Here is a 24523-nt window from a genome sequence, read left to right as displayed (position 1 = left end):
GGGTTCAGGCAGCCACGCTGGCGGTGAACAGATAGCCGGCGCCATGGATGGTAATGATCAGTTGCGGCTCGGCGGGATCGTCATGCAACTTGCGCCGCAAGCGCCCGACCAGCACGTCGATGGAGCGGTCGTTGGGTACCCATTCACGGTTGCGGATCTGATCCATCAACTGATCGCGGCTCAAGGTATGCCCGCTGTTGCGCAGGAAGACACTGAGCAACTGGAATTCACCATGGGTCAGCAGGGTTTCGCCACCGGCATCATCGATCAAGCGTCGGCGATCGGTGTCCAATCCCCAGGCCGCGAACTGTTTGACCGGACGCAGCGCCGGTGCCGGCTGCTGCAGCCGGGCATGGCGAACCCGGCGCACCAGGTTCTTCGCCCGCGACACCAGTTCACGTGGATTGAGGGGTTTGATCACGTAATCGTCAGCGCCGCATTCGAGGCCGACGATGCGGTCGATTTCGTCATTGCGCCCGGTAATGAGGATGATCCCGACTTCCGAGCGCACGCGCAGCTCGCGGGTCAGGGTCAGGCCATCCTTGCCCGGAAGGCGGATGTCCAGCATCACCAGGTCGACCGTGTTGGTCGCCAGAAAGGTTTCGGCCAGCTCCGCCGTCGCGGCGCAGTGCACGTCGTAACCTTCTTGCGAAAGATAGGCGTGAAGGAGTTCGCGAATCAGCAAATCGTCGTCGACGATCAGTACCCGAGGAGTCATCGCTTGGTGTTCCTGCATAAGCCCGAAGGGCATGTTTCTTATTAGAATGTATCCCGCTTGAGCGGCAGAGAGTAGCTACTACTGAACGATCGATCAACAGCCCTCTGTCTGCAAACGAAAACGCTGGCGACCGCCTGCCTGCAAACCGTCGACCCAGGCTTCGCAGATCTGCACGCCCTGGCTCGGGGTGAAGGTGCCGGGGTTGAGTCCCGACTCCAGCCACAAGCCATCGAGCAGTGCGCTCAGGCTGATGGCGGCAAGGTCGGCATCGAAAGCCTCCCAGCCCTCTTGCCGGGCCAGATCGTTGAGCACCTTGCGCAATTCGCTGCGGTATTCGCCATAGGAATGCTCATGGGCGAGATTGATCGCTTCGGCGGTCTTTACCGCGCCCCAGAACGCCAGCCAGGCATCCAGCAGTTGCGGGTCCAGCAGTTCGGCGGAGAACGACGCGCGAAAAAACGCTGACAAACGCTCACGGGCATTCGGTGCGGCTTGCTCCATGGCGTCGCGTAACAGGCTCATGACTCGCCCGGTGACCGCCCTATAGGCTTCGGCCACCAGCTCATCCTTGCCGGAGTAGTGATGGCTGATCAACCCGACCGACACCCCCGCTTCAGCCGAGATCTTGCGGATCGAAGCCCCCTGGAAGCCATGGCGCTTGAGGCACACCAGCGTCGCCTCGACCAGGTTGGCCTTGCGCAACTCCGGCTCCATTCGAGAAAAGCGGGCTTCCTGGGTCATGGGGATCAATCTCCTTGGAACAGTCGTTGGGCTGGTTTTTTGCAGCCACTTTGCTGAACGACTGTACAACAGGAGCCTGGATTGTGGCGAGGGGGCCTGTGCTCAGAGTGCGCATTGCGCTCAATCCCGATAACCCGGCGCCACTCGATCCGCCAACCGCAACAACGCCGCCCATGCCAACTGCATGGCATCCGGATCATTCAACTCGCCCTCCGCCAATGGCCGACCCGGCTCGTTGAACTGGCGCTCGGTGTGCTCGCAAACGGCCGCCGGTGGCAGCACCAGTTCGCCGCAGGCCTGTGCCGCCAATTGGATCTCGCAGGCTTTTTCCAGGTAGTACATGCGCAGAAAAGCCTGGCCCACGCTTGCACCGACGGTCAACAAACCATGGTTGCGCAGCATCAACACCGTCTTGTCACCCAGGTCCTGAACCAATCGCTGCTGCTCGCCCAGATCCAGCGCCACGCCCTCATAGTCGTGGTAAGCGACCCGTTCGTAGAACTCCATGGAGATCTGATTCACCGGCAATAACCCGCACTTCAACGCCGCCACCGCGCAACCGGCCCTGGTGTGGGTATGCAGCACGCACTGCGCATCTTCGCGGGCACCGTGGATGGCGCTGTGAATCACGAAGCCAGCCGGGTTGACCGGATACGGCGACGACTCCACCGCACGGCCATCGAGGTCGATCTTGACCAGGCTGGAGGCGGTGATTTCGTCGAACATCAGCCCATAGGGGTTGATCAGGAAGTGATGTTCAGGCCCCGGCAGACGCACCGAGATGTGGGTGAAAATCAGGTCACTCATGCGAAAGTGCGCGATCAATCGATAACAGGCCGCCAGCTCCCGGCGCAGCCGTTGCTCGGTAGAAACCTGCCCGGCAGCGGCTGCCGTCGTGTGTGCCATTTCATTCATTGTTTCTGCTCCCTGGGCTGATCGTTTGCGCGAAATACAGGACTCGACGCCCTGAAGCTACTGAGCCACAATTAAAAAAACAAGTTGATTTTTTACTGTGGGTAAATTTTTATAGCGAAATAATAACAACGCCGAGCACCCTGTTTTCCAGCTTCGGCTCGCCTGGAGTATCGCACTATGCCGACTTCCACCCCAGCGTTCGCGCACCTCTTCGAACCGCTGCAGATCCGTGGCAAACGCCTCAAGAACCGCATCATGTCCAGCGGCCACGACACTTCGATGCCGACCGACAACCTGGTCAACGAGCAATTGATCGCCTATCACCGGGCGCGTGCAGAAGGCGGCGTCGGGCTGATCGTGCTGCAGGTTGCCGGGGTGCATGACAGTGCGCGCTACACTTCCCATGTGCTGATGGCCAGCGATGACGCCTGCATCGACGGTTATCGAAAGCTGGCCGAAACCTGTCATGCCCATGGCACGGTGGTGCTCTCGCAGATTTTCCATCCGGGGCGGGAAATCATGGAGTCCAGCGATGGCCTGCTGGCCGTCGCCTACTCGCCTTCGGCGGTGCCCAACGAACGTTTTCGGGTCATGCCGCGCGCGCTGGATCAAGCCATGATCGACGAGATCGTCGCCGGTTACGGCGCGGCGGCCCGGCGCTTATACCAGGCCGGGCTGGATGGCGTGGAAGTGGTCGCCAGCCATGGTTACCTGCCCGCGCAATTCATCAACCCGCGGGTCAACCGGCGCACCGACGGCTACAACGGCGACCTGCAACAGCGCCTGCGGTTTTTGCGCGAAGTCATTGCGGTGGTACGCGCCAACACTGATGAGCAGTTCATCATCGGCTTGCGCATCAGTGCCGATGAGCGCGACCCCGAAGGCCTGACCGAAGACGAGTCACTGGCGGCAGTCAAGTCATTGCAGCAGCAACTGGATTACGTGCACATCGTCGCCGGCACTTCGGCATCGTTGGGCGGTGCGGTGCATATCGTGCCGCCGATGGCCATCGAAGCGGCCTACCTGGCCAAGGAAGCCGGGACGTTCAAGGCCAGCCTGTCGATTCCGCTGTTCGTCACCGGTCGCATCAATCAGCCGCAGGAAGCCGAGTTGATCATTGCCCGTGGCCAGGCCGATGTCTGCGGCATGACCCGCGCACTGATCTGCGACCCGCAAATGCCGAACAAAACCGGTGCCGGGCACAGCGAGGATGTACGAGCCTGTATCGCCTGCAATCAGGCGTGCATCGGGCACTTCCACAAAGGCTTGCCGATTTCCTGCATCCAGCATCCGGAAACCGGGCGTGAGCTGATTTTCGGCAAGCTGCAAGCGACGGCCAAACGCAAGCGCATCATGATCGCCGGCGGTGGCCCGGCCGGGATGAAGGCCGCCGCCGTCGCCGCCGCGCGCGGGCATGAGGTCACGCTCTACGAAACCGGTTCACAGCTCGGCGGGCAAATCTTGCTGGCGCAACTGCTGCCGCGGCGCAGCGAATTCGGCGGCGCCAGCACCAACCTGCAGCGGGAAATGCAACTGGCAGGCGTACGCGTGGTGTGCAATACCCGCGTCGACCGGGCGCTGGTCGAACGCGAACGGCCGGACCTGGTGATTGTTGCAACCGGTGCCGAACCCTACTGGCCGACCTTCGAACGGGGTGGCGAACTGCACGTGGTGGATGCCTGGCAGGTACTGCGCGACGAGGTCAAGCCAGGACGTTCGGTGCTGGTCGTCGACTGGCGGTGCGACTGGATTGGTCCTGGCATCGCCGAACGCCTGGTGCGTGCCGGCCATCAGGTGCAGCTGGCGGTCAACGGCACCCATTGTGGAGAAAACCTGCCACTGTACGTGCGCGATCAATTGGCCGGAGAACTGCACAAGTCAGGCATCCCCATTACGCCTTACGCCCGCCTTTACGGCTGCGATGACAGCACCGTGTACATGCAACACACCGCCAGCGCCGAGCCGATCATATTCGAAGACATCGACACGCTGGTGCTGTGCCAGGGCCACCAACCGGTGGATACCCTCGGCGCGGAACTGCAAGGGCTGGTGGAGTTCCGGCGGATCGGCGACTGCCTGGCACCGCGCACCGCCGAAGAAGCGATCTATGACGGTTTGAGGGTTGCGTGGGACCTCTGAGGCTGCTCTATACTCCCGGCCTTTGTCAGCCATCAGGCTCGAGGGTTTCAACCCGCTCGGGCACAGTCCGGTTCGGAGCACGCAATGAGCAACAGCAGCAACCTGCCGCCTGCCGGCGCGCCCGCCAGTCAGCCCGCTGCCGCAGGGCCGCACTTTCTCGGCACGCGGATTCGCGGCCTGCGCAAACGCCGGGGCATGACCCTGGCCGCGCTGGCAGACATGAGCGAGCTGACGGCGGGCTATATCAGCCAGCTGGAACGCAACCTGGCTTACCCGTCGATTCCGGCGTTGTTCAACATCGCCCGCAGCCTGGGCGTGACCATCCAGTGGTTCTTCGCCAGCGAAGCCAGCACCGCCCCCGAGGACAGTGGTTATGTGGTCCGCAAGCACAGCCGGATGAGCGTGCATTACGAAGACGGCATCGTGGACCAATTGCTGACCCCGCAGCCCAATCGTCAGCTGGAGATCCTGCATTCGCGCTTTCCACCAGGCACGTACAGCCAGCAAAGCTATAGCCATGAAGGCGAAGAAGCCGGCTACCTGCTCAGCGGCAGTTTCGAGTTATGGGTGGGCGAACGCCATTTCCAGCTCAACGAAGGCGACAGTTTCAGTTTTTCCAGCCAGGAACCCCATCGCTACGGCAACCCCGGCGAGGTCGACGCGGTAGTGATCTGGGTGATCACCCCGCCGACGTTTTGAAGGGCAAAACAACAAGAACGCTGCCGGAACGCTTGTGTTCCGGCCAGCGGACTTCAGTCAAGTCGGCGGGCCACAGTCCACCAAATAATCCTCAACAGCGGCAGCAAACCCGGCGCGCAGCTCGGCCACTGAATCGGCGTGAAAGCTGATGATGTCACGCACACCCAACACCCGGCCGACGAAGATGTCGTCCCGCTCATCAAACTCGACTCGGGCCGCATAGCCCTTATAAGTCATGCTGCTCATAGCTCAACTCCTGCTCGCTGAAGAAAATCGCGAGCCTCTTCTAACTGATACTTCTTGGCTTTTTTCCTTAGTGCGGTCGATGGCAGCGCCATTGCGCATCTCTCTATCAAAATGGGATCGGATCTATTTTAGGGGACCTTCTGTACTCGCCTGCAAATAGATCCGTCTCCTTTTCCCGTCCAAGAATTACCGGTGTGCAGCACAACTACGCGAGAGGGACTGGGAGCAAATCATGAATGGGCAATGTGAAGCCTTCCCGCCAACAGAACTCATCCTATAAGCCAAGTTCGTTATGGATTTCAAGTTTCCGTCTGCGCATCTGAGAAATGAGCTCGACATGATTTTCACTGCCTTTACCTCTCTGGTGGAACATTCCGAATACCGACCCCAAACGGGTTTAAAAAAACAAGAAAAAAGCACCAATAAGGGTGCTTTAATAACAAAAAATAAACCAATCACGATCTTGGGTCGAATCTCAAATGGCGGGACCGGGGCATAACGCCCATTCCAAGTAGGAAGCCGAACCGTCCGCACATCTCACCAGATTCGGCCTGCCAGCATTTGGTCGACGACAATTTGCAGCTTATCAACCGCCCCAGCCCGCCTTGAAGCAGACATTTCCATAATGTTGCGCAGTTTCCATCGCACCGCTGGCAACTGATCAACCCCTGGCAAATTCAACAGTGCCCAGTCTGGCTCTCCCCGCTTCAGCGAGAGCAGAAACGCGGCATCTTGCCCGGTGAACTGCTCCTGGATCGCAGCAAGCAACGCAGCCCTTGTAGACTCCAACTGCTCAAGCGTGACCGGCTCACGTGTCATACCCGCGAACTCAGCCTGAAAGATGCCGTCCAGTTTTTTCCACCGAGGGGCAAGTAGCTCATTTATAGGCCGACCATGGCTGATCAGATACACCAAAAAGCCCTCAAAGATTTCGCGTGTCAGTCCTTCCTCGCGGAGCATTAACATGACATCGAAGAGGTCCCTGGGGTGTTGCCGATCTAATGCGGCGCAAATTTTGCCACCGTACAGATCGGGCAAGGAGACGACTGGAATTGAGGCAAATCCGAATTCATCCTCAACCAGCGGCACCACATCGCGCTCGAGCGGATGATGCACAGTGCCACGCAAGACAGGCGATACCTCAACCTTGATCTGAGCCTGCGGACTTCTAACCAGAACTCGCAACTCATCGTCCCGGTTGCTCTGCACGGTCGCATCAACGTGGGGCAAGCCTCGACCCACTGCGTCTGCAATCCGTCGAAGTGCAAGACGAACGTCCGTCAATGCTTGTTGACGATCGGAGCTGGGCAGGTAAGCCAGGTCAATATCCACTGAAAGACGAGGTAAGTCCCGAACAAACAAATTGATGGCAGTTCCGCCCTTAAGCGCAAAGCAGCGCTCAGCTGCCACGTAGGGGATTACCTGTACCAACAAGCGGACCTGAGCGGCATAACGAGGATCAAGCGACATTGGCAAAACTCTCTGGCACGGTGATCAGGAACTCTTTATCGAGTCGACCACCTGGCGTGATTTGACGTTTGCCTTTGCCTACGTCGATCCTGGAAAGATCTATTCGCTCATACCATGCGTGGCCAGCGTTGCGAGCCAGCAGAAGGAAGACACGTTTGACTCGAATGGAGCTACAGGCTTCAAGCAGTTTTTGTAAGCGTCGAGGACTTAGCGTGGCCAAGCCGCTGAACACATCGACCACACTACTGAAAAGAACTTCATTTGCGCTACGGTGGATAAGCTCGAGCACGGCACGCTCTGGAGTGGAGATTTTCAGTTCAAATCGAGAGTAAGGCACTTGAAAGGTTTGCAACGCAGGGTCTTCCATTGAAGCGAAGAGCCCGGTGGCGTGAAAATTTACCGGGACTTCCCAAGCGTACTTGCTGAACCAGCCAGGCAGGCTGGTGCCGGCTATACCGAACAGCTCGACAGCCTCTTTCCCGAATGACAGGTAATGGCTATATCCAGCCAGGCTCAAAGCGGTCGCCCCACCCGGCCAAATCCGTAAAGGGTCTTGCTGTTGCAATGCGAAAACGCCGCCTTGCCAGTCAATCTTATCGCCGCTGCGCTTCCACGTACCGTGGCCGATACGCTCCAGCCAGCCGGTATGCTGATACTTTTGTACCAGATTTGGCCCTACGCCATGCTCATGCAGCCACGTTTGTGTGGCTACAGCACCAGAGGGCCAATCGGATAGGAGCTGGTTTATTATCACTTCCGATATTTATCCATAAGGATGATTTACAGCCTTATTTTAAACCAGCTTGCTGGATTCAGCCAGTCGGATGTCGGAAACCGGGGTGGAAATGTCGCGGATACCACGAACACTCCCACCTTGACCGGCAGCCTTGTTGTCAGCGCGCACTCATACAGGCTGTCGCCGGCCTTGCAGTCGTTGTTTATCCACCTTGTGCTCATGGCCCTGACGCAAACGCAATGCTGCAATCGCCGCGAGCACCAGGATAATCGCTACGATTTTCATGCCATTCATCGCATTACCGGTACTTTGCTCGATCAACCCCATCACGGAGGGGCCGACGAAACCGCCCAGCAGGCCGCACGAGTTGACGAATCCCAACCCTCCTGCGAGTGCTGCGCCCTTGAGTCGCGAAGCGGGGTAGAGAAAAATGATCGACTGCACGACGAAGAACATCACCGCCGATATGCAGAAGCCCAGCAGACTGATCACCGGTCCCGCCAGCGAGGCGATTCCCAGGCCTGCGGCCATGGTCAGTAAACCCGCGACCAGCATTTGCCGGGCACGCGCCGGCGTGGTGGCAAATCGGGGCAGTGCAATAGCGCCCGCTGCGGCCGCCAGCCAAGGCAGGGAGGTCAACAAGCCGATCTGCAACGTACTCAGCTCGCCGTATTTGCCGATGATGCCGGGCAGGAAGAAGATCACCGTGTAGATCGTGATCTGGTGGCAGAAGTAGACCAGGATCGCCAACAGAATTTGCGGGGTCAGGCATTGTTTGAACGAGTGACCGCCAGGGCCGGCACCCTCCTCCGATTCCGCGGCCAACCTCCGCTCGATCTGCTCGGCTTCAGCGGCGCTCAGCCAAGGCGCCTTGCTTGGACGGTCCGGCAATTTTTTCCAGACCACCATGGCGAAGAACACCGCAGGCAGGCCCTCGAGCATGAACATCCACTGCCAGCCACGCCAGCCCCACACACCGTCCAGTTGCATGAGCGCGGCACCCAGTGGACCGCCAATGATGTTGGCAAAACACACACCCAACAGAAAATAACCGGTAGCCCGGGCCCGTTGTTCCCGGCCGAACCAGTACGTCAGGTACAGCATGACGCCAGGAAACAGACCCGCTTCGGCGATGCCCAGCAGCAGGCGCAATACGTAAAACGACGTTTCGCCCTGGACAAACGCCATCGCCGCAGAGATCAACCCCCAGGTGACCATGATTCGCGCAATCCAGAACCGCGCGCCGACCTTGTGCATGATCAGGTTGCTGGGCACTTCCGACAGTGCATAGGTGAGAAAGAACAACCCGGCTCCCAACCCGTAAGCGGCAGCGGAAATGCCCAGATCGATATCCAGCTGATGCTTGGCCAACGCGATGTTGGTCCGGTCAAGAAAGCTCAGCACGTAGGCCGCAATCAGCAACGGCATCAGCTTGACGAACATCAACTTGTTCAGCGTCGCCGAGTCTCGGGGGGTATCAAGTGATTCGATGGTTCTTGTTATTGTCATCGCGCAAACCTCTTGGCAGCTACAGCTTTGAGAAGTCCCGGCAACGCTGGCCGCCGTGAGCAAAAAAAGCCGAGCTGACTGTTTTTATGGAGAGGACACGTTTCGCCGTCAACAGCAGGCGCCGACCACCAAGGCCTGCGCCCTCATGAAAACGCTATTAAAAATCGACCTGGTCCTTGCCCTTGAGGTCGAGCATTTCCCGCGCCTCATCCGGGGTCGCCACGCGCCCGCCCAGGGCTTCGATCACCGTGCGAATGCGCTTGACCTGGTCGGCATTGGACGCGGCCAGTTTACCCGGCCCGTCCCATAGCGAATCCTCAAGGCCGACGCGTACATGGCTGCCCATCGACAGGCCCATGGTGCCCAGGGGAATCTGATTGCGGCCGGCGCCGAGAATCGACCATTGGTAAGCGTCGCCGAACAGGCGGTCGGCCGTACGGCGCATGTGCGCCAGGTCTTCCGGGTGGCCACCGATGCCTCCGCGCAGACCGAACACCGACTGAATGAAAATCGGCGCCTTGAGCAACCCGCGCTGCAGGAAGTGCGCGGCGGTGTACAGATGGCCGATGTCGTAGCATTCAATTTCAAAACGGGTACGGTTCTCGGCACAGGCGTTGAGAATGTGGGCGATGTCGCGGAAGGTATTGCGGAAGATCCGGTCATCGCTCTCGGCGAGGTATGGCCGTTCCCAGTCGTGCTTGAACTCGGTGAAACGATCGAGCATTTCGTACAGCCCGAAGTTCATCGATCCCATGTTCAGCGACGCCAGTTCCGGCTTGAGCTGCGCCACAGGCTGCAAGCGTTCTTCCACGCCCATGGTCGGCGCACCGCCGGTGGTGATGTTGATCACCACGTCACTCTTGGCCTTGATTTGCGGCAAGAACTGACGGAACAGATCGACATCCTGACTGGGCCGCCCATCGATTGGATCGCGGGCATGCAGGTGAACAATCGATGCGCCGGCTGCGGCGGCACCGATGGCGGCGTCGGCAATTTCCTGCGGGGTGATCGGCAAATGTGGCGACATCGAAGGCGTATGGATGGCGCCAGTGACGGCGCAGGTGATGATGATCGGGCGATTTTTGGACATGAGTGTTCTCCGTTCTTGTTCTTGGCGAGAAAGTTATTGGGGTCACTCGACGCGGATTATGTCCGGCCGTTGTTGTAACTGAGGTCGAGACGCTTAGAGGTACTCGACGTTGCCATCCACACTGATGGCCTGGCCGGTCACGTTGCGTGCGGCGGGCGAACACAGGAACAGCGCCATGGCGGCGACGTCCTCGGCGGTGACCATGCGTTTGAGCGAGATCTTTTTCAGGTACTCCTCGCGCATTTCGGCTTCTGGTACCTGCATCTGTTCGGCGCGGGCGCGGATGACACCGTCCATGCGCGGACCTTCAACGATGCCGGGCAGCAAGGCGTTGACGCGGATGTCACTTTCGCCCAGTTCGGATGCAAGGGATTTCATCAGGCCAACGATGGCCCATTTGGTCGCGGCGTAAGGTGTGCGCCAGGCGTAACCCAGGCGGCCGGCTACCGACGCGATGTGGATCAGATGCGCGTTGGGTGATGCTTTGAGCAGCGGCACCGCGTGATGGGCAAAGCGGTATTGCGCAGTGAGGTTGATGTCGATGGTGCGCTGCCATTCCTCGTCGGTGATCGCGTCGATCCCGGCGGTCGGCCCGGCGATCCCGGCGTTATTGACCAGGACATCGAGGCCACCGAACTGTTCGCGCTGAACCTTGAATACCGCTTCGATCTGCGCCGGGTCACCCACGTCGGCACGGGTGGCGACGCTGTCCGGGTAACGGTCGCGGAACGCTGCAAGGGCGGCCTCGCTGACATCACACACATGCACTTTCGCACCCGCCTCCATGTAAGCCGCTGCCAGCACTTCGCCGATCCCGGCTGCGCCGCCAGAAATCAGCACCCGCAGGCCGGTGTAGGGAATCAGTCGATTGAGAACGCTCATGCTTTCTTTACTCCAGAAACTGGCGACCTTGAACGGTCGCCCTTGGCGATCAGGCGTGCCAGGGAGTCGGCCGCCTGCATGATGTCGTCGGTGACTGCCGCCCGGGCCGCAGCCCCATCGCGCGCGGCCAGGGCCTCGACGATGCGGTTGTGCGCTTCCATCGAGCGCTGAAGGTGCGCCTTGTCCGGTGCGACAAGCGCAAAGCAGGGGCCCATGTGCAGCCAGAAATTCTCCACCGCCGCGACGGTCAGTTCAGCCTTGGCAACCGCATAGATGCGCCGGTGGAAAGCAAAGTTGGTCCACAGGTAACGGGCCACATCGACGCTGTCGGCGGCTTGCTGCATCTGGTCGCACAGGTGGCTGATGTCTTTAAGGTCGGCGTCGTTGAGCAGCAGAACGGCCTTCTCGGCCAGCAGACCTTCGAGCGCAACCCGGGCGTCGCGGATTTCGCGCAGCCGTTCGGGGGTCATCATGCGCACACGCAGACGGGAGGTTTCGGTGACTTCGAAGGCGTTCTCGGCACTGAGGCGGTTCAGCGCTTCGCGCACGGGCATCGGGCTGGAACCCAGCGCCTCGGCCAGACCGCGGATGGTCAGTTTCTGGCCTGGCTGGAAGCGGCCGCTCATCAGCGCCTCGCGGATCTGACGGTAGACCTGATCCTGCAGGGTATCGCGGGAAACCTGACGCATGGTGGGCAGGAGGATTGGGCGATCTGTCATGAGTAATGGCTCACATTGGACGTTCTTATGGGCCCAATATGTGATCACAAATAACATATGTCAAATTATTTTTGGCCTTGGGCCTTGGTATTTCTCTCACGCCCTACACCGCGCCTGATGCCCGGTCCGCGTATTTACGCAATATCCGGCTATCGACTTGCCGATATCGGCTTTTGCGCCCCACCCCCCTTCCCTAGAGTAAGTACGACTTCACTGCTCATTAATCGATACCTCTTTGCATCGGGCTAATTCGTGCATTCAATAAGTTGTGTGTGTCGGCATTAAATAAGTTGCCCGCGCCGGGGTCTATCCGCTTTATCGGTAAACACAGTCCATAAAATTGGCCGGTGTGCTTTGGCCAGCCAGGGCGGGCGTTGCGGGGTTGGATAAGTGAGGGGAAATCGATGAATCGAAGTAATCGGATATGAGTCTCGAACTAACAGGATAGAGAGTCCGGCGCCAATGCTGCCTAATCATTGCCGATGCGTATCAGGTATGTCGCAGCCAGTGACCATGCACCGGCGCGCCCGCGCTGGCTCCCAGCCGATTTCGACGAGCTTCGTTACGTTGCAAGGTGGTACTCGGCGTTTCATCGAACAACTTGCGATATTCGCTGGAGAATCTCCCAAGGTGGGTAAAACCCCACCCCATGGCGATTACCGAGATATTGCGCGCCGAATTATCCTCGAGGATTTCCTGGCGAACGGCACCCAGCCGGTGCTTCTTCAGATACGCCATGGGCGACATCCCAAAGTACTTCCTGAAACCTTCGAACAGCTTGAATCGCGACACGCCGGAAATCGCCTCGATGTCTTCCAGGTGCAGCGCTTCGCGGGCGTTCTCGTGAGTGTACTGCTTGGCTCGAATCAGGTAGTGCGGCAGTTTGACGCCGAGCACATTGCGCAACTCATCCGAGTAGTATTACCCCAGTCGCCGGCAGGTCCACCCTGGATTAAGACAACTGATCGAAGCCATCAGATCGGTCCACCTGTAACACTCGTTGAACGAGCCCCTTACAAAAGGGGTCCGCCACCACAGCCAAGCTGGTTGCGCTTGCGCGCAACGCGCCATGCCTGGCGCACAGATAAAAGAATCCCGCCGAATTGGCGGGATTCTTTTTGACTCAATGTTTACTCAGGGCGTCGCGCATATTGTCGATAGACCGGCTGCCAGAAATGCTGCTCGATGGCTGCCGACAAGGCTTCCTCGGACCATCGGCTACCACTTGCCCGTCGCTGATCAACACCACGCGATCAATCTCGGGAATTATTTCGTGAATGTGGTGAGTGGTAATAATCATCGCCCGACCTTCGCCACAGAAGCTGCGCATCAGCTTCAGCAAGCCCAGACTCGCCCCCATATCAAGGCCACTGGTGGGCTCATCGAGGATCAACGCCTGCGGATCGTGAACCAGCGCACGGGCCAGTAACAGGCGGCGTTTTTGCCCTGTGGACAGGCGCTGGTACATGCATTGTTCATCGACAGGCATGCCCAGTTTTGCCATGAGATCTCGTGCCAGTGAGACCTGATCATCAGAGGGCTTTAGATGATCATGCGCACCTATAGCGCCAAAAAAACCTGAGATGACAACATCCAGCGCCGAGGTATAAGGCGTGTAATCTTCCTGCAGATCCTGCGATACAAAGCCGATCTTGCTGCGCAGGTCCCAAAGGTTGACCCTTTCATCGCCAAACAATTTGAGATAGCTGCCTGTCTTGTCGACGGGATGGATCTCCCGTGTCATCAGTTTCAACAGTGTGCTTTTGCCTGCCCCATTGGGGCCGAGGATGGCTACGCGTTCGTTGTAACCGATTTTCAGTGAGAGCCGATCAAACACCTGGGTCTGTTGTTGAAGGCGGTGACTTGGTTCAACTCGATCATCGTTTTGCCTTTATGAGCGGTTGGTCTCTTGCTGCGGGCAACGACCTGTTGGTGTTGGTTGGAGGCAGGCAGAGCAAGGGGGAACGAGGCGAGCAAGTTCCCCCCTTTAATTGTTACGAGACGCTAATGAAACAAAGCATGGGAATGATCAGTTACAGGGCTTCGCGGGACGGCAGGCCATCCACCAGGCGCTGGATCTGCAGCGGATTGGCATTCTTCAACGCCTCCGGCAGCAAGCTGTCCGGGTAGTTCTGGAAACACACCGGCCGCAGGAAACGATCAATGGCCAAGGTACCCACCGACGTACCGCGCGCATCCGAAGTCGCCGGATAGGGTCCGCCGTGCACCATCGAATCGCAGACTTCCACACCGGTCGGATAACCATTGAGCAAGATCCGCCCAACCTTTTGTTCCAGTAGCGCCGTCAGTTCACCGAACTGCGCGAAGTCCGCCGGCTCGCCAATGATCGTCGCTGTCAGCTGACCGTGCAGGCCGTTCAGCGCGGCACTGAGTTGCGCCTGATCGGCCACTTCGACGACCACCGTGGTCGGGCCAAACACTTCCTCTTGCAGCACTTCATCGCCGTTGATCAGCAGGCTGGCATCGGCTTTGAACAGTTGTGGCTGGGCTTGATTGCCTTGTTGCGGACTGCCGGCCAAATGCTCGATGCCCGGATGGGCGAGCAACTTTTGCAGACCTTGGCCATAGCTATTCAAGGTCCCGGCGTTGAGCATGGTTTGCGCCGGTTGATCACCCATCAGCCCCGCTACCTGTTGCACGAACGCGCTGAACTGCGGCGAACGAAGGCCGATCACCAGACCCGGATTGGTGCAGAACTGACCGCAGCCCTGAACCACCGAAGCCGTCAGGTCACGGGCGACGCTTTCTGCCCGAGCGGCCAGCGCCTGGGGCAAAACGATCACCGGGTTGATGCTCGACATCTCGGCGAACACCGGTATTGGCTGGGGACGTGTTGCCGCCATGTCGCACAAGGCGCGGCCACCCTTGAGCGAACCGGTAAAGCCGACCGCCTGAATCGCCGGATGCTTGACCAGCGCTCCGCCAACCCCGCCGCCGTAGATCATGTTGAACACACCGGCTGGCATGCCGGTTTTTTCCGCGGCGCGGATGATGGCATCGGCGACGAGTTCAGCGGTGGCCATGTGGCCGCTGTGGGCCTTGAACACCACTGGACAGCCAGCGGCCAGCGCCGACGCGGTGTCACCGCCCGCCGTGGAAAAGGCCAAGGGAAAGTTGCTGGCGCCGAACACGGCCACCGGGCCGAGGCCGATGCGGTATTGACGCAAGTCCGGGCGCGGTAGCGGTTTGCGCTCCGGCAGTGCCTGATCGATGCGCGCCCCGTAGAAATCACCGCGACGCAGCACCTTGGCGAACAGGCGCATCTGGCCGCTGGTGCGGCCGCGCTCGCCTTGAATCCGTGCGGCAGGCAACGCGGTTTCGCGGCAGACCAGCGCGACAAAGTCATCACCCAGCGCGTCCAGTTCATCGGCGATGGCGTCGAGGAATTCGGCGCGTTTGGCTGCGCTCAGGCTGCGGTAGACCGCAAAGGCGCAATCAGCTGCCAATACTGCACGGTCGACCTCTTCAAAAGTGGCCTGGTGGAAACTGTAAGGCAGCTGATCGCCCGTGCTGGCATCAACACTTTTGACGATGATGGTGCCGGCCGCGGCGCGCTGGCCGCCGATGAAGTTGTGCCCAAGAATCCGGGTCATAAGAGTCTCCTTAAAGGGTGCCGACGGTGCCGGGCTCGAAGGCCGCTTCGACGGTTTTAATGCCATTGATCAACGGCGCGCCGAACTCGGCCTGGCTGATCTCGAACACATCACCCGGTCGGGTACGAATGCCGTCGGCGAAGGACAGGGTTGCGGTGCCGAAGAAGTGGATGTGCACGTCCCCCGGACGCAGGAACTGGCTGTACTTGAAATGGTGGTACTCAAGGTTCGCAAGGCTGTGGCACATGTTCCCTTCGCCGCTGAGAAACTCGTTCTGCCACAGCACCTCACCGTCGCGCAAAATGCGACTGGTACCGGCCAGGTGCTGCGGCAGTTCGCCGACCCGCAGCTCCGGGCCATAACTGCAGCTGCGCAATTTCGAATGGGCCAGGTAGAGGTAGTTCGTGCGCTCCATCACGTGGTCGGAAAACTCGTTACCCACGGCGAAACCGAGGCGATACGGTTTACCGTCCTGACCAATGACATAGAGACCGCTTATCTCGGGCTCTTCACCGGCATCTTCGGCGAATGGCGGCAGCGGGAAGGGTTGGCCCGGGCGCACGACGATGCTGCCGTCGCCCTTGTAGAACCACTCAGGTTGCGCGCCAGCCTGACCCGCTGCCGGTTGCCCGCCCTCCACGCCCCACTTGAAGATGCGCATGGAGTCGGTCATCGCGGCTTCGTCGCCGGCCTGCTGATGCATCTTGTCCCGGGCCGAAGCGCTGCCCAAATGGGTCAGGCCGGTACCGCTGACCAACATGTGCGCCGGGTCCGGGTGATCCAGCGGCGGCAGGATACGCAGCGTGGCCAGCAGCTCGGCATAGTCGTGGCTGATGCCCAGGCCCAGGGTTTGCACCTGTTGCTCAAGGTTGACGCCCGCCTCGATCGCTGCCAGTGCCAGGTCACGCACGGTGCGCGTGTCCTGGACTTCACGCACCAGACCGTCCTCGACCACGCCGACGCGGCGCTCGCCATTACTCAATTCGAACTGAACCAAACGCATGAAATTTCTCCCGTATACAAAATTCGAAAACAAACGCAGATCCCTGTGGGAGCGGGCTTGCCCGCGATAGCAATCTGTCTGACACATCAATGGTGAAGATGCCGCCGCCATCGCGGGCAAGCCCGCTCCCACAGGGTCAGTGGAAATCACAAATTGCGGGTCAAGTACGGCTTGCACCCCGGGCACTGGCCGCAAACTGGTCAGCCGGCAACACATGCTTGCGCTCCAGCACACGATAAACCACGCCGGTCAGCACCAAACCGAACACCATCACGCAGGACAAGAAGTACAGCCCCGAGGCCAAGCTGCCGGTGTATTCCTTCAGCGCACCGATCACGAACGGGCCGATGTAGCCGCCAAGATTGCCCACCGAGTTGATCAAGGCGATTCCGGCCGCCGCACTGGCACCGGCAAAGAAGCGACCCGGCAAGGTCCAGAACACCGCGGTGCAGGAAAACAGCGCGAATGCCACCAGGCACAGGGCCGCCAGTTGTAGCACCGGCACCGTCAGCCAGGCGCTGAGGAACAGACCGATCGCACCCAACACGTAAAGCACCGCCAAGTGGCCGTAGCGATCATTCAAGCGATCGGAACTGCGCGGGATAATCAGCAAGCCGATGATCCCGAAGATGTAGGGCACCGACGACACGAACCCGGTCACCAGATCGGTGCCACCAAATTGCTTGATCAAGGTCGGCAACCACAAACCGAGACCGTAAATGCTCAGGGTCACCGGCAGGTAGAACAGCGCCAGCAACAACACGCGTTTGTCCTTGAGGGCGTGCAACGGGTTGCCGTGGCGGGTCTGCCCGTAGGCTTCCAGGTCTTTTTTCAGCTCACCGGTCAGCCAGTCCTTTTCCGCCTGGTCCATCCATTTCACTTGTTGCGGACCATCCGGCAGCCAACGCAGCACCGGCCAGGTCAGCAGGATCGCCGGCGTGCCGATGACAATGAACAGCCACTGCCAACCGTGCAGACCGAGGGTGCCGTCCATGCCGAGCAAACCGCCGGACACCGGGCCGGTGATCATCATCGCGATCGGTTGGGAGAGGATAAACAGCCCGAGGATCTTGCCGCGATGGCGAATCGGGAACCATTGGGTGATGTAGTACAGAACGCCCGGGAAGAACCCGGCTTCGGCGGCACCGAGCAGAAAGCGCATCACATAAAAGCTGTGTGGTCCCTGAACGAAGGCCATACCGATGGTGATGGCGCCCCAGGTAACCATGATCCGCGCAAACCAGCGTCGGGCGCCGAAGCGATCAAGCATCAGGTTGCTGGGAATTTCCAACAGGAAGTAGCCAATGAAAAACAGCCCTGCACCCAGTCCGTAGGCCGCGTCACCGATGCCGATATCGGCGCCCATGTGCAGCTTGGCGAAACCTACGGCGGAGCGATCCACATAGGCGATCAGGTACAGCAGGATGAGGAAGGGAATCAGTTTCAGCGTGATGCGACGAATAAGCCGCAATTCCTGGCTCATGAGATCGGTCTCCGATTGTTTTTATAGAACCTCGGGGGACGCCTCTCGCACAAAATCGCCAGGGCCATCCCTCCGTCAAAAACGACTATATAGTAATACTAATTGATCAACAATACTTCCAAACAGGCGAATTTGCGTTTATGTTACGCCTCATCATGAACTATATAGTCATACAATAAGAGGCCCTGTCATGTCTGATAAGAAACCCACCCTGCGCTCCGCCCAATGGTTTGGCACCGCCGACAAGAACGGCTTCATGTACCGCAGCTGGATGAAGAATCAGGGTATCGCTGACCACCAGTTCAACGGCAAACCGATCATCGGCATCTGCAACACCTGGTCGGAATTGACCCCGTGCAACGCGCATTTCCGCCAGATTGCCGAGCACGTCAAACGCGGAGTGATCGAGGCTGGGGGCTTTCCGGTGGAATTTCCGGTGTTCTCCAATGGCGAATCGAACCTGCGCCCGACCGCCATGCTCACTCGCAACCTGGCGAGCATGGACGTCGAAGAAGCGATTCGCGGCAACCCGATCGATGGTGTGGTGCTGCTGACTGGTTGCGACAAAACCACCCCGGCGTTGTTGATGGGCGCGGCCAGTTGCGACGTGCCGGCGATTGTCGTCACCGGCGGGCCGATGCTCAACGGCAAGCACAAGGGCCAGGACATCGGCTCGGGCACGGTGGTCTGGCAGCTCAGCGAGCAGGTCAAGGCCGGCACCATCACTATCGATGACTTCCTCGCGGCCGAAGGCGGCATGTCGCGCTCGGCCGGCACTTGCAACACCATGGGCACCGCCTCGACCATGGCCTGCATGGCCGAAGCCCTCGGCACTTCCCTGCCCCACAACGCGGCGATTCCAGCGGTGGATGCGCGGCGTTATGTACTGGCGCACATGTCCGGCATGCGTGCGGTGGAGATGGTTCGCGAAGACTTGAAGCTGTCGAAAATTCTCACCAAGGAAGCCTTCGAAAACGCCATCCGCGTCAACGCCGCCATCGGTGGTTCGACCAACGCGGTGATTCACTTGAAAGCCATTGCCGGGCGCATCGGCGTCGAGCTGGACCTGGATGACTGGACCCGCATCGGTCGCGGCATGCCGACCATCGTCGACCTGCAACCTTCCGGGCGCTTTCTGATGGAAGAGTTCTATTACGCCGGCGGCTTGCCTGCCGTGCTGCGCCGCCTCGGTGAAGCCAACCTGATCCCGAACCCCAACGCCTTGACCGTCAACGGCAAGACCCTCGGCGAGAACACCAAGGACGCGCCGATCTACGGCCAGGACGAAGTGATCCGCACCCTCGACAACCCGATCCGCGCCGACGGCGGCATCTGCGTGTTGCGCGGCAACCTGGCGCCGCTCGGTGCGGTGCTCAAACCGTCCGCCGCCAGTGCCGAGCTGATGCAACATCGCGGGCGCGCCGTGGTGTTCGAGAACTTCGACATGTACAAGGCACGGATCAACGATCCGGAACTGGACGTCGATGCCAACTCGATCCTGGTAATGAAAAACTGTGGGCCGAAGGGTTATCCGGGCATGGCCGAAGTCGGCAACATGGGCTTGCCGGCCAAACTGCTCGCGCAGGGCGTGACGGACATGGTGCGTATTTCCGATGCGCGCATGAGCGGTACGGCGTATGGCACCGTGGTGTTGCACGTAGCACCGGAAGCCGCTGCCGGCGGGCCTTTGGCGACGGTGAAGGAAGGCGACTGGATCGAGCTTGATTGCGCCAACGGTCGTCTGCACCTGGACATTCCCGACGCCGAACTGGCGGCTCGCATGGCCGATCTGCAACCGCCGCAGCAATTGATCGTGGGCGGTTATCGTCAGCTGTACATCGACCATGTGCTGCAGGCGGATCAGGGTTGCGATTTCGACTTCCTGGTCGGTTGCCGCGGCTCCGAAGTACCCCGCCACTCCCACTAATCACACCCATCCCCTGTGGGAGCGAGCCTGCTCGCGAAAGCGATTTATCATTCAGCATGCGTGTTGACTGATACACCGCCTTCGCGAGCATGCTCGCTCCCACATTTGATTTGCACCTACCTCAAGATTGCGCCGCGCCTGTTATCATGCGCGGCCCCCATCGCACAGAATCGCGCCGCTTCCCATGGATTACCGCAAACCCTCCGACCGCAAAAGCATGCACTCGCGCATTGTCCAGGAACTGGGCATGCAGATCGTCTCGGGACGTTTCAAGCCGGACGACAAACTGCCCGCCGAAGCCCTGCTGTGCGAGGAGTACGCGGTCAGCCGCCCGGTGCTGCGCGAAGCCACCCGGGTCTTGGTCGCCAAGGGGCTGGTGTATTCCCGTCCGCGGGTCGGCACCGTGGTCAAACCGCGCCGCGAATGGCACATGCTCGACCCGGACGTGCTGCACTGGCTGATGCAAAGCAGCCCGCAGAATGAATTTTTCAGTCTGCTAACCAGCGTGCGCAGCATCATCGAGCCGGCCGCCGCCGCCCTCGCCGCACAGTTCGCCACCGACGAGGACATCGCCGCCATCGGTGAAGCCTACCAACGCATGGAGGCCGCACCGACCCCCGAAGCGCTGCTGCAACCGGACCTGGACTTCCACAGCCGGATTGCCCACGCAACCCATAACGACTTGCTGGCCAACCTGTGCAACATGCTGTCAGTGGCGATTATCGAAGCGTTGAAGCATTCCAACCAGCGGCCGAATCTGCATGAGCTGGCGTTGCCGCGGCACAAGGCGATTCTAACGGCGATCGAGAACCGTGATGCGTTGGGTGCGCAACATGCGACATTGGTGCAGCTCGATGATGCGCGCAGTGCGTTGAGGGTGGTGTTGGTACCTGACGAAACAATGGCCTCGTCGCTCTAGTTCCGCGTCCACTTCACCAGCACTACGACATCTGCTGATTTTTTCGCTCCGGCGCTATCATCCCAAAACCAACACTCCAACAAGTGTTCAGTACCTGTGCCGGGGCCCCCAGAGCCGCCCCTATTGGCAGTGCCCCTTTGCGAGGCATGCAGTCCATAAAAAGGCACAACCGCAAATCATAGACAAAATTGGTTCGCTGGCGAGCGAACCAATTGCCTTTCATCGCCCTAACCCCAAGCCGCGAACCTTTGTTCATTGGCTCAACCCTCGGCCGTGCAGATTTTTACGGGCCTGATTCGCATTGACCCAAGGCGAACCAATTTATATTGGCATCGCTCTTGCTCTGACCCTTTTGTCCTGTAGTCCTGCCTGAAGGCGGGTCAATCGGCTTTTTTGGTCTGGCGTGAGTGACCACCATGCAAAAGTTCGACCCTGACACAACCATAGATAATTCATCGAAGCTGGCGCTGGATACCTTGCGGCAGATGGTGGCGCAGCGTGCGGAGTTTCCCCAGCGGGCGTTGCCGACCGAGCGGGATCTGGCCGTTGATTTCGGGCTCAGCCGACGGGCAATTCGCCGCGCCTTGTCAGTGCTTGAAGCCGAAGGCCAAATCTGGCGGCGGCAAGGCAAGGGTACTTTCGTCGGCCCGACGCCGCCCAGTGCGTCGTTGAGTTTTTCCCGCCTTTGCGGGCGGACCAATTTCAGCGAGGTCATGGAAGCCCGGCATCTGGAACCTGCCCTGGCGTCTCTGGCAGCGGTACGGGCCAATGGCGAGCAGATGGCGATTCTGCGTCGGTTGGCCGAGCGCACCACGCGCCAGCAGGGCGCCGAGCAAATAGACCCTGAAGGCCTTGAGTTGTGGGACAGCGCCTTGCACCGGGGTATCGCGGAGGCAGCGGGCAACCGCTTGGCTGTCGCTTTCATACCCGTTGCCCCCATGCCCGCGCCCTGTGCAAAGAGGTTGCCCCGGTCATGGAAAGCGTCGAACCCAACCGTCAGGTCGCCTGCCACTTTTGGCGCGAGATAGCCAATGCCGGTGCAGGGGCGCTGATTCTTCCTGCACCCAACGCCACCTATACCCAACGTTTGAACTTATTCAAAAGCCATCAATCCTTATCACTGGAGAGCCAGCCATGAAAATCGCACGCACCCTACCAGCCATGTTGTTGCTGCTGGCTGCCAACGCCGCCTTCGCCGAATCGACCCTGCGCATTGGCATTCAGGACGACCCCGATGTCCTCGATCCGCATCGTTCACGCACCTACTCGGGTCGTCTGGTCTACACCGCCCTGTGCGACAAGCTGGTGGATGTCACCCCTGAGCTGACCTACGTACCGCAACTGGCCACGGCGTGGAACTGGAGCGAGGACGGCAAAACCCTGACCATGAACCTGCGCGAAGCGTGACCTTCCATGATGGCGAACCTTTCGATGCTGCCGCGGTGAAGTTCAACCTGGACCGCGCCCGCACCTTGCCCGACTCGTTGCGCAAAAGTGAAGTGGCCTCGATTAAAAGCGTAGAGGTGGTGGACAGCAAGACCGTCGCCATCAAAGTCAAGCAGCCGGACGCCACGCTGATCGCGCAGCTCTCGGACCGCGCCGGGATGATGCTCGCGCCGAAAGCGTCCCAGGGCGACGTCGGCGCCAAGCCGGTCTGCTCCGGACCTTACAAATTCTTGCAACGGGTGCATCAGGATCGCATCGTGCTGGAACGCTTCGACAAGTACTGGAACAAGCAGGCGTATCACTTCGATAAGGTCGTGTTCATGCCGATCCCGGACACCTCGGTGCGTCTGGCCAATCTGCGCTCGGGTGACGTGGACATCATCGAACGTGTCGCGCCCACCGACGTGAAGACCGCCAAGGCCGACAGCAATCTGGTGATCTCTAACACGCCAGGTCTGGGTTACACGCATCTGATGTTCAACGTGGCCGATGGCGAAAGAGCCAATACGCCGATAGGTAAAGACAAGCGCGTGCGCAAGGCCTTCGAACTGGCCATCGACCGCGATGCGATCAACCAGGTGGTGTTTGAGGGCTTATATGAGCCGAGCGCGCAGCCCTTCCCGAAAAGCAGCCCGTACTACGACAAGGACCTGCCGACCCCGACCCGCGACGTGGAAAAAAGCAAAGCGCTGCTGACTGCCGCAGGCGTGAAGATGCCGCTGGCGCCGTGTCGGCCTGGGTCGAGTTGTCAGAGCGTTATGGCAAGCTGCCTTTTGCCACCCTGGCCGAGCCCGCCATCGGTTATGCACGGGACGGATATCAGGTCACGCCGATCATCGCCGAGCTGTGGCAGCTCGGTTCACAGCTGCTCAAGTCGCAACCGGGATTCGCCGAGTGCTTCATGCCCGAGGGCAAGGCACCGCTGGCCGGAGAAAAAATCTATCTCAAGGATCACGCCCGCACGCTGGAGCTGATTGCAAAAACCAAAGGCGAGGCGTTCTATCGTGGCGAACTGGCCGAGGCGATCATCGCCCATGGCAACGCCAATGGCAGCGTCATGACCCTCGACGATCTGGCCACTCACACCGTTGACTGGATCGACACCCTGGCGGTGCCTTACGCCGGTGCCGTGGTTCATGAATTGCCGCCCAACGGCCAGGGCATCGCGACGCTGGCGGGCCTGACCATGCTCGAAGCGCTGGGCGTCGGCGAGTATCCGGTGGACAGCCTGGAAACCGTGCACCCGGTGTTGGAAGCGATGAAACTGGCCCTCGCCGATCTGAACGAGCATGTCGCGGACAACGAGCACATGCGTTTGAGCAGCGAACACTTGTTGGATGTTTCCTACCTGATGGACCGCGCCGGGCTGGTGGGCGAACAGGCCGCCAACCCCGGTCACGGCTCACCAAAGCCCGGTGGCACGGTGTACCTGTCGACTGCCGACGAGAGCGGCATGATGGTCTCGTTCATTCAGTCCAACTACATGGGCTTCGGATCGGGCGTAGTCGTACCCGGCACCGGTATCAGCCTGCAAAACCGTGGCGCCGGGTTCTCCCTGGATCCGCAGCACGTGAACGTCGTCGCACCGCGCAAACGCCCGTTTCACACCATCATTCCCGGCTTTGTGATGAACGCTGATGGCACACCGTTGATGTCGTTCGGGTTAATGGGCGGCCCAATGCAGGCCCAAGGGCATTTGCAGATGATGATGCGCATCCTGCGCTACAAACAGAACCCGCAAACCGCGGCCGATGCGCCACGCTGGAGGATCGAGTCAGGACTTAAAGTTGCAGTGGAGCGCTCGTTCGATCCTCAGGTCGTCGAAGCCCTGCGCGCCAAAGGTCATGATGTCGTCGTCGAAGCGCCCAGAGGCGTCTTCGCCTTCGGCGGTGCACAGATCATCCAGCGCACTGCCCACGGTTATGTCGGCGGCACCGACCCACGTAAAGACGGAGTAGTGGCTGCTTTTTGATTCAAAAAGCCATCCGCCCCCGCTGGACGGACAACCGGTGCGCAACCTGCGCAGATCCGGATGACCGTCCTTGGCGGGGACACCCATAGTAACCTTCGGTTATCGACCTGCTGATGCGCTACAGACCTTCGCTGATGCCGTCTGACCCATGATGTTGTTTTAACCGCAGATCGCCAGTTGTGTGATCTCAGGGCAAATGTTCGATCATCTGCGCGCTCCCCTGCACTTCACCCACCAATGCATGCGACTCGCTACTAGCCACCAATGCGGGGTCGACAAAACGCGCAGAGACTGG

At 59.8% G+C, this 24523-nt stretch carries 17 protein-coding genes and 5 pseudogenes; 7 read left to right on the top strand and 15 right to left on the bottom strand.

The features are described from left to right. Nucleotides 1-4: 4 nt before the first annotated feature. The 3 genes from ACA067_RS10490 to ACA067_RS10480 form a co-directional block, all read right to left on the bottom strand. A complete protein-coding gene (locus tag ACA067_RS10490) occupies nucleotides 5-718 on the bottom strand; it encodes a response regulator (RefSeq protein ID WP_497461674.1) in 714 nt (237 codons plus the stop codon). Between the two features lie 93 nt (nucleotides 719-811). Next, entirely contained in the window at nucleotides 812-1459 is a 648-nt protein-coding gene (locus ACA067_RS10485; RefSeq protein WP_497461673.1) for a TetR family transcriptional regulator C-terminal domain-containing protein, read from the bottom strand. A 120-nt stretch (nucleotides 1460-1579) separates the two neighbouring features. Beyond that, nucleotides 1580-2365: a class II aldolase/adducin family protein gene (locus ACA067_RS10480; RefSeq protein ID WP_497462761.1), complete on the bottom strand. Its 786-nt coding sequence runs from the start codon at nucleotides 2363-2365 to the stop codon at nucleotides 1580-1582. A 186-nt stretch (nucleotides 2366-2551) separates the two neighbouring features. On the opposite strand from ACA067_RS10480, the gene ACA067_RS10475 reads away from it, so the two are divergent. Next, nucleotides 2552-4513 carry an oxidoreductase gene (locus tag ACA067_RS10475; RefSeq protein ID WP_497461672.1) on the top strand — a complete coding sequence of 654 codons (1962 nt, stop codon included), beginning with the start codon at nucleotides 2552-2554 and terminating at the stop codon, nucleotides 4511-4513. Nucleotides 4514-4597: 84 nt separating this feature from the next. Then, the gene (locus tag ACA067_RS10470; protein ID WP_497461671.1) at nucleotides 4598-5212 is read left to right on the top strand and encodes a helix-turn-helix domain-containing protein; all 615 of its coding nucleotides are present in this window, start codon (nucleotides 4598-4600) and stop codon (nucleotides 5210-5212) included. A 57-nt stretch (nucleotides 5213-5269) separates the two neighbouring features. Here ACA067_RS10470 and ACA067_RS10465 read toward each other — a convergent pair whose 3' ends face one another. The 12 genes and pseudogenes from ACA067_RS10465 to ACA067_RS10410 all read right to left on the bottom strand — a co-directional run bounded on the left by ACA067_RS10465 (nucleotide 5270) and on the right by ACA067_RS10410 (nucleotide 17964). Further along, nucleotides 5270-5458: a type II toxin-antitoxin system HicB family antitoxin gene (locus tag ACA067_RS10465; protein WP_497461670.1), complete on the bottom strand. Its 189-nt coding sequence runs from the start codon at nucleotides 5456-5458 to the stop codon at nucleotides 5270-5272. Nucleotides 5459-5995: 537 nt separating this feature from the next. Next, nucleotides 5996-6928, bottom strand: a complete 933-nt coding sequence (locus ACA067_RS10460) for a nucleotidyl transferase AbiEii/AbiGii toxin family protein (protein ID WP_497461669.1) — start codon at nucleotides 6926-6928, stop codon at nucleotides 5996-5998. Further along, entirely contained in the window at nucleotides 6918-7682 is a 765-nt protein-coding gene (locus ACA067_RS10455) for a type IV toxin-antitoxin system AbiEi family antitoxin domain-containing protein (protein ID WP_497461668.1), read from the bottom strand. The genes ACA067_RS10460 and ACA067_RS10455 overlap by 11 nt, the downstream gene beginning before the upstream one ends. A 150-nt stretch (nucleotides 7683-7832) precedes the next feature. Continuing rightward, entirely contained in the window at nucleotides 7833-9173 is a 1341-nt protein-coding gene (locus tag ACA067_RS10450; protein ID WP_497461667.1) for an MFS transporter, read from the bottom strand. A 157-nt stretch (nucleotides 9174-9330) separates the two neighbouring features. Then, entirely contained in the window at nucleotides 9331-10263 is a 933-nt protein-coding gene (gene kce / locus ACA067_RS10445; RefSeq protein ID WP_497461666.1) for a 3,5-dioxohexanoate:acetyl-CoA acetone transferase, read from the bottom strand. Between the two features lie 93 nt (nucleotides 10264-10356). Beyond that, nucleotides 10357-11145 carry an SDR family oxidoreductase gene (locus ACA067_RS10440; protein WP_497461665.1) on the bottom strand — a complete coding sequence of 263 codons (789 nt, stop codon included), beginning with the start codon at nucleotides 11143-11145 and terminating at the stop codon, nucleotides 10357-10359. Beyond that, nucleotides 11142-11864 (bottom strand): GntR family transcriptional regulator, encoded by a 723-nt coding sequence (locus ACA067_RS10435; RefSeq protein WP_497461664.1) that lies wholly within the window; start codon nucleotides 11862-11864, stop codon nucleotides 11142-11144. Before ACA067_RS10435 ends, ACA067_RS10440 begins: the two co-directional genes overlap by 4 nt. Nucleotides 11865-12353: 489 nt before the next feature. Next, nucleotides 12354-12782, bottom strand: a pseudogene (locus ACA067_RS10430) (helix-turn-helix transcriptional regulator); the annotation flags it as partial. A gap of 286 nt (nucleotides 12783-13068) precedes the next feature. Next, nucleotides 13069-13745 (bottom strand): annotated as a pseudogene (locus ACA067_RS10425) (ABC transporter ATP-binding protein); the annotation flags it as partial. A gap of 152 nt (nucleotides 13746-13897) precedes the next feature. Beyond that, entirely contained in the window at nucleotides 13898-15478 is a 1581-nt protein-coding gene (locus ACA067_RS10420) for an aldehyde dehydrogenase (NADP(+)) (protein ID WP_497461663.1), read from the bottom strand. 10 nt (nucleotides 15479-15488) lie between these two features. Continuing rightward, on the bottom strand, nucleotides 15489-16481 hold the full coding sequence (gene araD1, locus ACA067_RS10415) for an AraD1 family protein (protein WP_497461662.1): 993 nt from the start codon (nucleotides 16479-16481) through the stop codon (nucleotides 15489-15491). Nucleotides 16482-16641: 160 nt separating this feature from the next. After that, on the bottom strand, nucleotides 16642-17964 hold the full coding sequence (locus ACA067_RS10410; protein WP_497461661.1) for an MFS transporter: 1323 nt from the start codon (nucleotides 17962-17964) through the stop codon (nucleotides 16642-16644). A 190-nt stretch (nucleotides 17965-18154) separates the two neighbouring features. Here ACA067_RS10410 and ACA067_RS10405 point away from each other — a divergent pair, with 190 nt between their 5' ends. The 5 genes and pseudogenes from ACA067_RS10405 to ACA067_RS10385 form a co-directional block, all read left to right on the top strand. Next, a complete protein-coding gene (locus ACA067_RS10405; protein WP_497461660.1) occupies nucleotides 18155-19891 on the top strand; it encodes an IlvD/Edd family dehydratase in 1737 nt (578 codons plus the stop codon). 184 nt (nucleotides 19892-20075) lie between these two features. Beyond that, a complete protein-coding gene (locus ACA067_RS10400; RefSeq protein WP_497461659.1) occupies nucleotides 20076-20810 on the top strand; it encodes a FadR/GntR family transcriptional regulator in 735 nt (244 codons plus the stop codon). Nucleotides 20811-21226: 416 nt separating this feature from the next. Beyond that, nucleotides 21227-21725: pseudogene (locus tag ACA067_RS10395) on the top strand (FadR/GntR family transcriptional regulator); the annotation flags it as partial. A gap of 219 nt (nucleotides 21726-21944) precedes the next feature. Continuing rightward, a pseudogene (locus ACA067_RS10390) lies at nucleotides 21945-22981 on the top strand (ABC transporter substrate-binding protein); the annotation flags it as partial. Further along, a pseudogene (locus ACA067_RS10385) lies at nucleotides 22978-24228 on the top strand (gamma-glutamyltransferase family protein); the annotation flags it as partial. The pseudogenes ACA067_RS10390 and ACA067_RS10385, both read left to right, overlap by 4 nt. Nucleotides 24229-24523 lie beyond the last annotated feature (295 nt).

The organism is Pseudomonas sp. LBUM1674, from assembly GCF_059695635.1.
The sequence above is the reverse complement of the archived record's forward strand: the minus strand, read 5'-3'. Positions and strand labels throughout refer to the sequence as shown.